Genomic DNA, 12941 nt, shown 5'->3' with positions numbered 1-12941 from the left:
GGGGGGCGCCAGGTGAGCGCGCCGGGGTCCGGCGCGGCCCGCGGCCCCGGCGCGCTCACGCGCGGCGGGCGGCGACGTCGAGCACCGCCGCCTCGAGGGCGTCCAGTCCGGCCGCCACGTCGGCGGCGGTGACGGCCTCCGCGGGGGCGTGGCTGACACCGCCCTCGCAGCGCACGAAGAGCATCGCGACCGGGGTGACCGCGGCCACCGCCATCGCGTCGTGCCCGGCGCGCGACCAGGTCCGCAGCGGGTCCGCGTCGCCGGTGGCGGCGATCCCGGCCACCACCGAGGCCGTCAGGTCCGCGTCGCAGCCGACGCCCGCGGCGCGGTGGACCTCGGTCAGCTCGAACCCGAGCCGGCGCTCGGCGCAGACTCCCCGCGCGTGCTCCTCGACCGCCGCGACGAGGGCGTCGCGGTCCTCGTCGCGCTCGGCGCGCACGTCGAGGGAGAACTCGACCAGCCCCGGCACGACGTTGACCCCGCCGGGGTGCGCCTGCAACCGGCCGACGGTCGCGATGCCGCCGCGCTGGACCGCGAGGCGCTCGACGGCCAGCACGACCTCGGCGGCCCCGACGAGGGCGTCGCGGCGCGCGGGGTACGGGGTGCCGCCGGCGTGCCGGGCCTCCCCGACGACGCGGCCGGCGAACCGCCGGGCCCCGGCGATGGAGGTCACCACCCCGAGGGGGCGGCCGGCGGCCTCCAGGAGCGGGCCCTGCTCGATGTGCAGCTCCAGGTAGCCGACGAGGTCCTGCGGCGCGCGGGCGGCCTCGCCGATCCGGGAGGGGTCCAGCCCGAACTCCTCGGCCGCCCGCCGCACCGTGACGCCGTCGCGGTCGCGGCGCTCCCACCAGGCCTCGTCCCACGTCCCGGCGACGGCGGAACTGCCCGTCAGGGCGGTGGAGAACCGGGTGCCCTCCTCGTCGGAGAACGCCACGAGCTCCAGCGCGAAGGGCAGGTCCCCGGCCCGCGGGGCGAGCCGCCGGGCGACCTCGACGGCGCTGAGCACCCCCAGGACGCCGTCGTAGCGCCCGGCGTCCGTGACGGTGTCCAGGTGCGAGCCGAGCACCAGGGCCGGCAGGCCGGGTTCCCGGCCCTCCAGCCGGCCCCACAGGTTGCCGGCCTGGTCGGTCCACGTGCGCGCCCCGCACTCGCGCACCCAGCCCGCGGCCAGCGCGTTGGCGCGCGCGTGCTCGGGCGAGAGGTGGACGCGCTCGATGCCGTGCGCGAGCGCCGAGACCGCGGCGAGCTCGTCGCAGCGCTCCAGCACCCGCCGGGCGCCGGCGCCGGCGTCGTGCCGGACGCCCTGCCGCGCGTCCCGCTGAACGCCGGCTCCGGTCGCCGCGCTCACGCGTACACCTCCTGCGCGGCAGCGGTTCCGCCGCCCGGTTCGACGGGCGCGCCGTGGCGGCGCAGCACCTGCTCCAGCGCGGCGAGCGTCACGAGCACGGCGTCCTTGCGGGCGTTGTAGCCCATCGTGCCGATGCGCCACACCCGCCCGGCCAGCGGGCCGAAGCTGGTGCCGATCTCGATGCCGTAGTCGTCGAGCAGTTCCGCGCGCACGGCGTCGGCGCCGACGCCCGCGGGGACGTGGACGGCGACGACGTTGTGCATCTTGCGCTCCACGTCGCCGAACACGGCGAGGCCCAGCCCGCGGACCCCGGCGAGCATCGCGGCCCCGTGCAGGCGGTGCCGGGCGACGACCTCGCCCAGGCCCTCCTCCAGCAGCAGCCGGGCGCACTCGCGGGCGCCGTAGAGCATCGTGGTGGCCTCCGTGTGGTGGTTCAGCCGCTCCTCGCCCCAGTAGTCGAGGACCATCGCGAGGTCGAAGTAGTTGGAGCGGATCCGCAGGTCCCCCACCGCGGTCCGCCCGCCCGGGCCCGGGTCGGCGCGCAGGCCCGCCTCGACGCTGCGCCGGCGCCGGACCACCTCCACCGCCCGCGGCGACAGCGACAGCGGGGCGCTGCCGGAGGGGCCGCCGAGGCACTTCTGCAACCCGGCCGTGGCGGCGTCGACCTCCCAGGCGTCCATCTCGAAGGAGTTGCCCGCCAGCGACGCGGTGACGTCGACGTACAGCAGGGCGCCGTAGCGGTGGCACAGCGCGCCGACGCCCTCCAGCGGCTGGTTCATCGTGGTGGAGGTGTCGCCCTGCACGAGGGCGACCAGCGACGGGCGGACCTCGCGGACGGCCGCCTCGAGCTCCTCGAGCGTGAACACCGTCCCCCACGGCACCTCGCGGACGTGGACGTCGGCGCCGCAGCGCTCGGCGATCTCGCGCAGCAGGTGCCCGAAGCGGCCGAACACCGGCACGAGGACGGTGTCGCCGGGGGTGATGAGGGAGACCAGCGCGGCCTCGATCCCGGCGCGGGAGGTGCCGTCGACGAGGACGGTCGCCTCGTTGTCCGTCGCGAACACCTCCCGGTACAGGGCACGGGTCTCGTCCATGTACGCCGTCATCGCCGGGTCGTACTGCCCGACGAGCTGCGCGGACATCGCGCGCAGCACCCGCGGGTCGACGGTGACGGGACCGGGACCCATGAGCAGCCGCGGCGGCGGCGACACCGGCGCACCGACCGCGGTGCGCAGCAGACGGGTGTCGCGCAGCGCCGGCTGCGCGACACCGACCCCGCTCGACGGCTCCCCCACCAGCGACCCCCGCTCCCGGACTCCTCGACGAACTCCTCGGCCGTCCACCGCGCTCACCCTCTCCCCGCGCCCGGCGGGCGCTCCAGCAACTGCCCGCGGGCCTCGCCGTCCAGGTCGACCCGTTCCCCGCGCCGCCAGGTGGAGCGGACGGCACCGGTCAGCGCGCGCCCGTCGTAGGGCGTCACCGGGTTGCGGTGCCGCAGCGCGCGCGCGTCGACGGTCCACTCCTGCTCGGGCGCGAACACGGCGAAGTCGGCGACGGCGCCCACCGCGATCCGGCCGCGGTCGTCCAGGCCCGCCAGGTCGGCCGGGGCCGAGGACATCCAGCCCACGACGGTCTCCAGCCCGATCCCCCGCTCGCGGGCCGCGGTCCACACGACGGGCAGCCCCAGCTGCACCGAGGCGATCCCGCCCCACGCGGTGCCGAAGTCGCCCTCCCGCAGGCGCTTCAGCTCCACCGTGCACGGGGAGTGGTCCGAGACGACGCAGCCGATCGTGCCGTCCAGCAGCCCGTCCCACAGCGCGTCCCGCTCGGCCCGCCCGCGCACCGGCGGGCAGCACTTGAACCGGGTGTCCCCGTCGGGGACCGCGTCGGCGTCGAGCACCAGGTAGTGCGGGCACGTCTCCGCGGACAGCCGCGTCCCGGCCGCCCGGGCGGCGCGCACCTCGGCCACCCCCGCCGCGGAGGACAGGTGGACGACGTGCGCCCGGGCGCCGGTGCGGGCGGCGGCCTCGACGACCGCCCGCACCGCGAGCGCCTCGGCGACCGGCGGCCGGGAGGCGAGGAAGTCGGCGAACCGCCGGCCCCCGGGGTGGGCGTGGGCGGCGATCTGGTCGGGGTCCTCGGCGTGGACCAGCAGCAGGCCGTCGAAGCGCGCCAGCTCGGTCATCGCCGCCCGCAGGCCGTCCGCGTCCAGCGGCGGGAACTCCTCCACCCCCGAGTCGAGCAGGAAGCACTTCACCCCGAACACCCCGGCCTCGTGCAGGGCCGCGAGCCGGCCGGCGTTGCCGGGGACCGCACCACCCCAGAAACCGACGTCGACCGCGCACCGCCCCCGGGCCGCGGCCCGCTTGGCGGCCAGCGCGTCCGGGTCCAGGGTCGCCGGCACGCTGTTCAGCGGCATGTCCAGCAGGGTCGTGATCCCCCCGGCGGCCGCCGCGCGGGTCGCGGAGGCGAAACCCTCCCACGCGGTGCGGCCGGGTTCGTTGACGTGCACGTGGGTGTCGACCAGCCCCGGCAGCAGCACCTCGTCGGCGGCCAGGACCACCTCCCGCGCCGCCTCCCAGGGGTGCTCCAGCGCCTCGAGCCCAACGACCCGCCCGTCGCGCACGGCCACCGACACCGCCCGCACCGCCCCGCCGACCACGGCCCGCGCCGCGCGCACCACCACGTCCGCGCGCGGCGCAGCGCCCACCGGCGGCACCGGCGGCACCGCCGTCCCGTCCGTCCGACCGCTCACGAGCACCGGCGCACCTCCTCGACGAGCGCCGGCGACGCGCCGGCGCGGTGGATCGGCCCGGCGGTACCGCTCAGCCGCGCCCCGCTGCCGCCGCGCCGGGCCGCGACGACCTCCGCGACGATCGACAGGGCGGTCTCCTCCGGGGTCCGCCCGCCCAGGTCCAGCCCGATCGGCGAGGACAGCCGCGCGACCTCCCCGGGCCCCACCCCCGCGGCCGCCAGCCGCGCCAGGCGGTCGCGGTGCGTGCGCCGCGAGCCCAGGGCGCCGACGAACCCAGCCGGCCCGCGCAGCGCCTCCCGCAGCACCGGCACGTCGAACCGCTCGTCGTGGGTGAGGACGCACACGACCGTGCGCCCGTCGACGGCCGTCGCGCGCAGGTACGCGTCGGGGCGCTGGACGACGACCTCGTCGGCGTCCGGGAACCGGGCGGCGGTCGCGAAGACGGCCCGGGCGTCGCACACGGTCACGCGGTAGCCGAGGAACCTCCCCAGCCGGCTCAGCGCCGCCGCCGGTTCGACGGCGCCGAACAGCAGCATCCGCGGCGGCGGGGCGACGACCTCGAGGAGGACCTCCACCCCGGCGCGCCACCCGGCGGCGCCCCCGCGCACCAGGGACCCGCCGGCGTCCCGGCTGCCGTCCCAGCCGCCGTCCCGCAGAGCACCGGCCGCCGCGCCCGCGACGCTCTCGTCGAGCACCCGGTCGCCCAGGCTCCCCACGACCCGCCCGTCCTCGAGGAGCAGGGTCCGTCCCAGCGGGGCCGCCCCGGCCGGGCCCGCAGCGCCGACGACGGTCGCCAGCACCACGGCCCTCCCGTCCGCGTCCGCCTCGACGGCCCGGCGCAGCAGGTCCGCGTCCGCCCCCGCGACCGGCCGCACGAGGACGTCCAGGGTGCCGCCGCAGGTCAGCCCGACCGCGAACGGGTCGTCCACGCCGTCCTCCACCCCGAACCGCTCGGTGCGGGCGCGCCCGTCCTCCAGGGCCTGCCGGCACAGCTCGTAGACCGCGCCCTCGACGCAGCCGCCCGAGACGCTGCCGCTCACGGCCCCGTCCGCGGTGACGACGAGGGAGGCGCCCGCCGGCCGCGGCGCCGAGCCCTCCACGCGGAACACCGTCGCCACGGCGAACGGCTCGCCCGCGGCCAGCACCCGGCGCAGGTCGCCGAACAGCTCACGCACGCTCCGCCACCTCCCGCAGCGCGCGCCACACCCGGTCCGGGCGCATCGGCAGTTCCCGCAGGCGCACACCGGTGGCGTCGCGCACCGCGTTCGCCAGGGCGGGGGCGACGGGGTTGTAGGGGGCCTCGCTCATCGACTTCGCCCCCAGCGGGCCGACGGCGTCGACGGTGTCGGCGAACAGGACCTGCGTCTCGCCGAGGTCGGCCGCGCGCGGGGCGTGGTACTCGCGCAACGAGGTCGTGGCCGGGCTGCCGTCGGGGTGGCGGTGCACCTCCTCGAACAGGGCCGAGCCGATCGCTTGGGCCACACCGCCCTCGACCTGCCCGCGCAGCTGCACCGGGTTCAGCACGACGCCCGCGTCGACGGCGTGCACCGAGCGCAGGACCCGCACCTCGCCCGTGGCCGGCTGCACGGCGACGCGGAACCCCTGGACGTTGAACGCCACCGAGCGCAGCGCCGCGTCGTCGCGGCCCTCGGCCCGCGGCCCGCGGCCGGTGGCGCGCACCGCCTGCGCGTGCAGGTCCGCCAGCGTCGCGGTGCGGTTCCCGCAGCGCACCCCGTCCGGGTGCAGGACGACCTCGGCCGGGTCCGCCCCGAACCGCTCAGCGGCCAGCGCCCGCACCTGCCCCGCGAGGCGCTCGCAGGCGGTCAGCAGCGCACGGCCGGCGACGACGGACCCCGCGGAACCGAACGCCCCGGTGTCGTGGCCCGTGACGTCGGTGTCGGCCTGGCGCAACCGCAACCGGTCGGCGGTCGTGCCCAGCGCCTGCACCGCGATCTGGGTGTGCACGGTCGTCGTGCCGTTGCCGAACTCCGCGGTGCCGACGTTCAGCTCCCACGTCCCGTCGGCCAGCAGGGCCGCGGAGACCTCCGCGACGTGCCCGCGCGGCGGCACGGTGGCGATCATTGACAGGGCGATCCCGGAACCCGTGCGCCAGCCGGGCCCGTCGGGCACGGGGTCGCCGCCGCGCGGCAGTTCCCGCTCGACGAGGTCGAGGCACTGGTCCAGGCCGTAGCTGCCGAACCGCAGGCCGTCGTCCTCACCGGTGACGGCGGGGTCGGTGGTCGCGACGAACCGGTCGCCGGGGACGACGACGTTCCTGCGCCGCACCGCGAACGGGTCGAGGCCGAGCTCGCGCGCCAGGTCGTCCAGCGCCGACTCCAGGGCGAAGACGACCTGCCCCAGGCCGTACCCGCGGAACGCCCCCGAGGGTACGGAGTTCGTGTAGACGGCCCGGGCGTCCACGCGCTTGTTCGCGCACCGGTACGTGGCCACCGACTCGTGCACGGAGTGGAACATCACCCCCGGGGAGTGGTTGCCGTAGGCGCCGGCGTCGGAGAGCAGGTCCACCGCGAGCGCCGTCAGCGTCCCGTCGGCGTCCGCGCCCAGGCGCACCCGCACGCTCATCGGGTGGCGCGTCGGCAGGGCCGTGAGCGCCTCGCGGCGGGTGGTCTCGTACTGCACGGGCCGGCCGGTGCGCAGCACCGCCAGGGCGACGAGGTCCTCGACGAGCATCTCCTGCTTGCCGCCGAAACCGCCGCCCACGCGGGCGGCGAGCACCCGCACCCGCTCGCGCGGCAGGTCCAGGACGCGGGCCAGCTCGTCGCGCACGAGGAACGGCACCTGCGTGCTGCTGCGCACCACCAGGCGCCCCCGCTCGTCCAGCCACCCGACGGCGCCGTGCGTCTCCAGCGCCAGGTGCGCGACGCGCTGAGTGCGCCAGGTGCCCTCGACGACGGTGTGCGCGGCCGCGAACGCGGACGCCACGTCGCCGACCTCGCTGTGCAGCTGGGCGACGAGGTTCGCGCCGGGGTCGGCGATGCGGCTGGCGTCGGCGTCCTTGTCGGCGTGCAGCAGCGGCGCACCGGGCTCGCCCGCCCGGTGCGGGTCCAGGACGGCGGGCAGCACCTCGTAGTCCACGACGACCGCCCGCAGCGCCTCCTCCGCGAGCGCCACGGACTCCGCCACGGCCACCGCGACCCGCTGGCCGTGGTGGCGCAGGACGGGGTCGAGCACGAGGGTGTCGTCGGGGTCGTCGAGGCGGTCCTGGTGGCGGCCGGTGGAGAACAGCACCTGCGGGACGTCGTGGTGGGTCAGGACCAGGTGCACCCCCTCCAGCGCGGCGGCCGCGCGCACGTCGATCGAGCGGACGCGGGCGTGCGCGTGCGGGCTGCGCAGCACCGCCACGTGCAGCAGCCCGGGCGGGACGTCGCCGTCGGCGAGGTCGAGGGTGAACGGCTCGGTGCCGGTGACGACGCGGTGCGCGGCCGGAGCGCTCACCGCCTCGCCCACCGCGCCGCTGCGGGCCGGCGGGGGCGTCGAGGGGTCCCGGTCGCCCGCGACCGCCTCGCGCACGGACCGGTACCCGGTGCAGCGGCACAGGTTCCCCTTGAGGTGCTCGTCGAGGTCGGCGCGCTGCCGCTCGTCCAGCGCGGCCGCGGTGACGACCATCCCCGGCGTGCAGAAACCGCACTGGAACCCCGCCGCGTCCACGAACCGCTGCTGCACCGGGTGCAGGCACCCCGCGGGGGCCAGGCCCGCTGCGGTGGTGACCTCGCGGTCCGCGGCGCGCAGCGCCGGGTACAGGCACGAGCGCACCGGCGCGCCGTCCACCAGCACCGTGCAGGCGCCGCAGTCGCCGCTGTCGCAGCCCTTCTTCACCGCCGTGCACGAGCCCTCGCGCAGCAGGGTGCGCAGGCACTGGCCCGGCCGCGGTTCCACCTCGGTGGCCGTCCCGTCCACGGTGAGCTTCACGAGGCACCTCCCGGCCGGTCCAGCTCCTCGACGACCTCGGCGACGCTGCGCAGCGTCACCGCGCACCGCCAGTCCGGGTCGCCGTGCACGTCGGAGAACCACCCCGGCCCCTCCTGCACGGCCGCGCGCACGTCGCGCACCGCCCGCCCGGCCGGCGGGGCGGCCGGCCAGCGCAGCACCACCGGGCGCGACGTCGCCGCCGTCACCGCGAGCGTGAACGCGCCGTCCTCGTCGGCGCGGGCGGTCACCAGCGACGCCGAGCGGCCCAGCCGCTGCAGGCAGGTGCGGCGGGAGGCGGTGCGCCCGCGCAGCGCCCGCTCGGGCAGGTCGAGCGCCCGGACCACCTCCCCCGGCCGCAGCGCGGTCCGCCCGTCACCCACCACGAGCTCCTCGACCGGCAGGTGCCGGGTGGAGCCGTCCGGGCCCCACAGCTCCACCGCGCCGTCGAGGGCGACCGCGAGGGAGGTGACCGCGCCCGCCGGCAGCGCCGTGCACAGGTTGCCGCCGACGGTGGCCACCGACCGCACCGCGGAGGAGGCCAGCAGCGCCCGCACGCACCAGCGCAGCAGCGGGTGCGCCGCCCAGCCCGGGCGGGCCGGGACGGCGGCCAGCTCGGCCACCGGGCAGGTCGCGGCCAGGCGCAGGCCCCGCGCCGAGACCGTCCACGGCTCCCAGCCCATGGCGGTCAGGTCCACCAGGACGCGCAGGTGCGGCTGCTCGCAGGAGAACAGCCAGGTGCCCCCGGCCAGGACGGCGGTGCCGGCCGCGCCGGTGTGCGCCCGGGCCAGCGCGGCGCGGTCCCGCACGGGGATGATGTCCTCGACCGCGTTCAGGTCCACGGGCGCGAGCCCCCCTCGAGACGGTGGAGGTGCGTGTGCGGGTCCGCGACCTGCTGCCGGGACCGGACGGCGACGGGTCCGCGGGCCCGGGCGCCGGGCTGCGGATGATCGCGGGGGAAGCGGCGGCGCTGCAGCGGCCCGTCACCGGCACCAGCACCGTGGACCTGCTCGAGCCCGGCCGCTACGTCGGCGTGGCCCACCTGGTGCTCACCGGCCTGGCGTGGCGCCGCGACGAGGGCGACAGCGAGCGCTTCGTCGCCGCGGTCGCCGACGCCGGGGCCAGCGCCCTCGCGGTCGGCGAGGGCCTGCTCGGGGAGGTGCCCGAGGACGTCGTGCTGGCCGCCCGCCGCCACCGGCTGCCCGTCTTCGCGGTGCCCGCCGACCTGCCGTTCCACCAGGTCAGCGCGCGCGTGGCCGCCGCCGTCGCGCCGGGGACGGGCGGGGGTGCGGGCGGGGGTGCGGGCACCGGGCCGGCCGACGACGGCGCCCTGCTGCGGCTGCTGCGCGGCCTGGCCGAGGGGCGCCCGGTGGCCGAGCAGGCCGAGGACGTCGCCGCGCACGTGGGCGGCCCCGTGCGCGTGCTGTCGGCCACCGGCCGGCAGGTGGTGCCCGGACCGGTGCCGCTGCGCGAGGACGAGGTCGACGACGCCGTGCGCGCCGGGGCGCGCGCGGCCGCCGCCCCGGCGCTGGTGCACCTGGTGGCCGGTGCGGCGCAGGTGCGGCCGGTGGCCGCCGAGGACCCCGCCGAGCGCTGGTGGGTGCTCACCGACGCCGGCGCCCCCGCCGCGGCGGGCGCGCTGCTGGACGCGCTCGCCGGGGCGGTCGCGGTGCACCGCCGCACGGCCGCGGCACCGCCGGCCCCGCGGGGCGACGTCGTGGTGGCCCTGGCCGGCGGGGCGTGGTCCGCGCGCGCGCTGGCCGACGCCCTGGCCGACGTGCCGCACCGGGTGCAGGTCACCTCCAGCGGTGCCACCGCCGTCGTCCAGAGCCGCCCCGACCTGCTCGCGCTGCTGCGCCGGCGCCTGGCGCGCCTGGCGCCCTCCCTCGGCGCCCGTCGGCTGCTCGTCGGTGTCAGCCGCGCCGGCGAGGGGGGCGAGGACGCGGTGGCCGGCGCCCGTCGCGCGCTGGCCGCCGCGCACGAGCGGACCGCGGGTCCCGTCGCCGTCGTGCAGGACAGCGCCACCGGCACGGTCGTGGACCTGCTGCGCACCGTCCCGGCCCGCGAGCGCGCCGCGTTCGCGCGCCGCGTGCTGGGGCCGGTCCTGGGCGACGGCGAGCTGCTCACCACGCTGCGCGCGCACCTGCGCCACGGCCTCTCGCCCACCCGCACCGCGCAGGCCCTGCACGTGCACCAGAACACCGTCCGGTACCGGGTGGGCCGCCTGGAGGAGCTGCTCGGCCGGGACCTGCGCGACGTCGCCGACCTCGCCGACGTGCACGTGGCCCTGCGGCTGCACGACGACCTCGACGGGCACGACGACCCCGGCGGTCCCGGCGTTCTCCCGGACGGGCACGGCGGGGCCCCTCAGTAGTCGACGCGCGCGGTGCTGGTCAGCCACGCGTCGAAGGGGTCGGTGGCGGTGGCCGTGCGCCGCTGGAGCACGGCGGTCGACCACGAGGCCCGGTCGGTGGAGAACAGCTCGTAGAAGGTCCGGTCGTCGAAACCCCCGCGGGCGGCGTCGTGGCGGTCGGCGGCGTACACGACGCGGTCCACCCGCGCCCACAGCGAGGAGGCCAGGCACATCGGGCACGGCTCGCAGCTGGAGTACAGGGTGCTGCCGTGCAGGGAGAACGTGCCGGTGCGCCGGCACGCGTCCCGGATGGCCTGCACCTCGGCGTGGGCGGTGGGGTCGTTGTCGCGGGTGACCCGGTTCTGGCCCGTCGCCAGCAGCTGCCCGTCGCGCACGAGCACGGCGCCGAACGGGCCGCCGCCCTCGGCGACGTTGCGCGTCGCCAGCTCCACGGCCCGGTCCAGGAAGCGCGCGTCCGCACCCTCCACGCCGTTCACGCCCACGCCGCTCACGCCCACGCCTCCGGCGCCGCGGGGAACTCGTCGTTCGCGACGACGGCCCGGATGAGCCCGTAGGGGCGGTCGTCGGCGTGGAACACCTCGCCGCGGTCCGGGACGCCGAAGCGCGCCACGTCGTAGGCGAAGTGGTGCTTGTTCGGCGCCGACAGCCGGACCTCGACCGCCTCGGGGACGCGTTCCAGGGCGCAGCGGCCCATGTGCCACAGCGTCTGCTGCAGGGCCAGGGAGCGCAGCGTCGCGAACTGCTCGACCACCGCCTCGCGGACCCGCGCGTGCGCGGCGTCGACGTCGAACCCGTCCGCCACGGCCGCCGGGGCGTAGCGCCACGTCACGTCCAGGGACGTCGCCAGCACCCGGTCCTCCGCCTCCGGCAGGGTCGTGTACCCGTCGACGAGGAAACCCCGGAACTCCGAGCCGGTGGACTTCAGCAGCGTGAGGTCCTTCAGGCCGGCCAGCAGGTGGACGACCCGGTCCCCGCCCTCGTCGCTGACGACGGCGGCGGCCGTGCGGACCTCGGGGCCGGAGCGCACCCAGGTGTGGTCGTGCTCGGTGCCGCCGACCCGCGCCCGCGTCCACGGGTAGGCCTCGACGTCGACGCGCGCGGCGCTGACCGGGGCCACGTCGTCGACGAAGTGGCGGGCGAGGGCCAGCGCGTACCCCTCGACGGTGCTGGCGCCGTCCGCGGCGGCGTAGGCGTACGCCGTGTTCTTCTGCGAGTCCGTGGGCAGGACCTTCGACTGGTCCCCGCGCAGGTACGCGTCGGCGAAGTCACCGCGCAGCGTCGTCGTGACGTTCAGGTCGACGACCTCGTGGCGCGCGGTGTCCCGCCGGAAGCGGACGACCCGGTTCTCGGCCTTGCCGTAGCGGTGGTCCGCCAGCACGATCGGCACGGTCAGCTCCCGCGGTAGGTGGAGTAGGCGAAGGGCGACAGCAGCAGGGGCACGTGCAGGTGCGCGGGCCCGTCCGCGGTGACGGTGAAGGCGACGACGACCTCCGGGTGGAACGTCTCGCGCCCGGCGGCGGCGAACCACTCCCCCGTGGCGAACGCCAGCCGGTGCGGCCCGGCCCCGAGGTCGGCGCCCAGGCCGGCGCGGCCGTCGCCGTCGGTGCGGCCCCGCGCCAGGACGTCGCCGCCGGGGCCGGTGAGGACGAGGCCGACACCGGCCGCGGGGGTGCCGGTGACGGCGTCGAGGACGTGGGTGGACAGGGTCGTCACGACATCGGTCCGGGGGCGCCGGCCAGCACCCGCTCCAGCCGCAGGCGGGTGATCTGCGCGAGCTCGCGGCGCAGCACGGCGCGCTCGGTGGCCGGGTCGTTGCCCAGCCGGGAGCGCAGCAGCGCCAGCAGCTCCTCCGCCCCGCGGCCGGCCGCGCGCACCAGGTACACGTGGCCGAAGCGGGCCTCGTAGGCGCGGTTGCCGGCGGCGAGCTCCTCGAGCACGGCCGGGTCGGCGGCCAGGGCCGCGGCCTGCTCGCGGCGCGAGGACGCCTCCGCCGACCGTTCCCCGATGCGGGGGTGGGCCGCCAGCGCGGCGTCCACGTCCTCCTCGGCGGTGGCGGCCAGCTCCGCGTCGGCGGCGTCCAGCAGCGCGGTCGCGGTGGCGAACGGGCGCTGCGCCACCAGGGCGTCGGCCCACCGGGGGGCGCGGCAGCAGGACAGCAGCAGGTCGCGGAACTCGTCGTCGGGGAGGGCGTTCACGGCGGCGGGGCCGCGAGCGCCCCGCTCGGTGGTGCTCACCACGGGTCCTCCTGCGGGTGGGGGACGGCCAGTGTTCCGGGCCGGGGCGGCGCGGCGCAGCGGCCGGACCTCCAACGTTCCGGTGGCCCGGGCGCGCGGCGTCGTCGGAACCACCAAGCGGTGCGGCCCGCGGAACCCGCCGGAAACCCGCCGGAAACACGTCCGCTCCCGCGCTCGCCCGCGGGTGGGGGGGGGGGGGGGGGGGGGGGGGGGGGGGGGGGGGGGGGGGGGGGGGGGGGGGGGGGGGGGGGGGGGGGGGGGGCGCGCCGCCGGGGGGGGCGCCGCGGGGCGGGGGGGGGGCGG

General features: G+C 78.3%; 11 protein-coding genes. 1 reads left to right on the top strand and 10 read right to left on the bottom strand.

The window, feature by feature from the left end; all coding sequences use genetic code 11:
- Positions 1 to 55 precede the first annotated feature (55 nt).
- From AB8M62_RS16875 to AB8M62_RS16850, 6 genes are all read right to left on the bottom strand, one after another.
- Positions 56 to 1348: an allantoate amidohydrolase gene (locus AB8M62_RS16875; RefSeq protein WP_369070290.1), complete on the bottom strand. Its 1293-nt coding sequence runs from the start codon at positions 1346 to 1348 to the stop codon at positions 56 to 58.
- Entirely contained in the window at positions 1345 to 2583 is a 1239-nt protein-coding gene (gene pucG / locus AB8M62_RS16870; protein ID WP_507237571.1) for a (S)-ureidoglycine--glyoxylate transaminase, read from the bottom strand. Before pucG ends, AB8M62_RS16875 begins: the two co-directional genes overlap by 4 nt.
- A gap of 113 nt (positions 2584 to 2696) precedes the next feature.
- Positions 2697 to 4103 (bottom strand): allantoinase AllB, encoded by a 1407-nt coding sequence (gene allB, locus AB8M62_RS16865; protein ID WP_369070289.1) that lies wholly within the window; start codon positions 4101 to 4103, stop codon positions 2697 to 2699.
- A complete protein-coding gene (locus AB8M62_RS16860; protein WP_369070288.1) occupies positions 4100 to 5278 on the bottom strand; it encodes an XdhC family protein in 1179 nt (392 codons plus the stop codon). Before AB8M62_RS16860 ends, allB begins: the two co-directional genes overlap by 4 nt.
- Positions 5271 to 8033, bottom strand: a complete 2763-nt coding sequence (locus AB8M62_RS16855; RefSeq protein ID WP_369070287.1) for a molybdopterin-dependent oxidoreductase — start codon at positions 8031 to 8033, stop codon at positions 5271 to 5273. The genes AB8M62_RS16860 and AB8M62_RS16855 overlap by 8 nt, the downstream gene beginning before the upstream one ends.
- A complete protein-coding gene (locus tag AB8M62_RS16850; RefSeq protein WP_369053811.1) occupies positions 8030 to 8872 on the bottom strand; it encodes an FAD binding domain-containing protein in 843 nt (280 codons plus the stop codon). The genes AB8M62_RS16855 and AB8M62_RS16850 overlap by 4 nt, the downstream gene beginning before the upstream one ends.
- Before the next feature lie 29 nt (positions 8873 to 8901).
- Between AB8M62_RS16850 and AB8M62_RS16845 the strand changes: the two genes are divergently transcribed.
- A complete protein-coding gene (locus AB8M62_RS16845) occupies positions 8902 to 10404 on the top strand; it encodes a helix-turn-helix domain-containing protein (RefSeq protein WP_369053810.1) in 1503 nt (500 codons plus the stop codon).
- On the opposite strand, the gene AB8M62_RS16840 is transcribed toward AB8M62_RS16845, so the two are convergent.
- From AB8M62_RS16840 to uraD, 4 genes are read right to left on the bottom strand one after another with little or no spacing between them, the layout of a single operon-like run.
- Complete coding sequence (locus AB8M62_RS16840; RefSeq protein WP_373694981.1) at positions 10398 to 10886, bottom strand: nucleoside deaminase; 489 nt, start codon at positions 10884 to 10886, stop codon at positions 10398 to 10400. The genes AB8M62_RS16845 and AB8M62_RS16840 overlap by 7 nt on opposite strands.
- A gap of 5 nt (positions 10887 to 10891) precedes the next feature.
- On the bottom strand, positions 10892 to 11791 hold the full coding sequence (pucL, locus tag AB8M62_RS16835) for a factor-independent urate hydroxylase (RefSeq protein WP_369053807.1): 900 nt from the start codon (positions 11789 to 11791) through the stop codon (positions 10892 to 10894).
- A gap of 2 nt (positions 11792 to 11793) precedes the next feature.
- Complete coding sequence (gene uraH / locus AB8M62_RS16830) at positions 11794 to 12117, bottom strand: hydroxyisourate hydrolase (protein ID WP_369053806.1); 324 nt, start codon at positions 12115 to 12117, stop codon at positions 11794 to 11796.
- Positions 12114 to 12641, bottom strand: a complete 528-nt coding sequence (gene uraD / locus AB8M62_RS16825; RefSeq protein ID WP_373694977.1) for a 2-oxo-4-hydroxy-4-carboxy-5-ureidoimidazoline decarboxylase — start codon at positions 12639 to 12641, stop codon at positions 12114 to 12116. Before uraD ends, uraH begins: the two co-directional genes overlap by 4 nt.
- Between the last annotated feature and the right edge of the window lie 300 nt (positions 12642 to 12941).

Origin of the sequence: Kineococcus terrestris, from assembly GCF_041020755.1 — a bacterium.
Lineage (GTDB): Bacteria > Actinomycetota > Actinomycetes > Actinomycetales > Kineococcaceae > Kineococcus > Kineococcus terrestris.
This window is presented reverse-complemented; position numbering and strand designations above follow the sequence as displayed.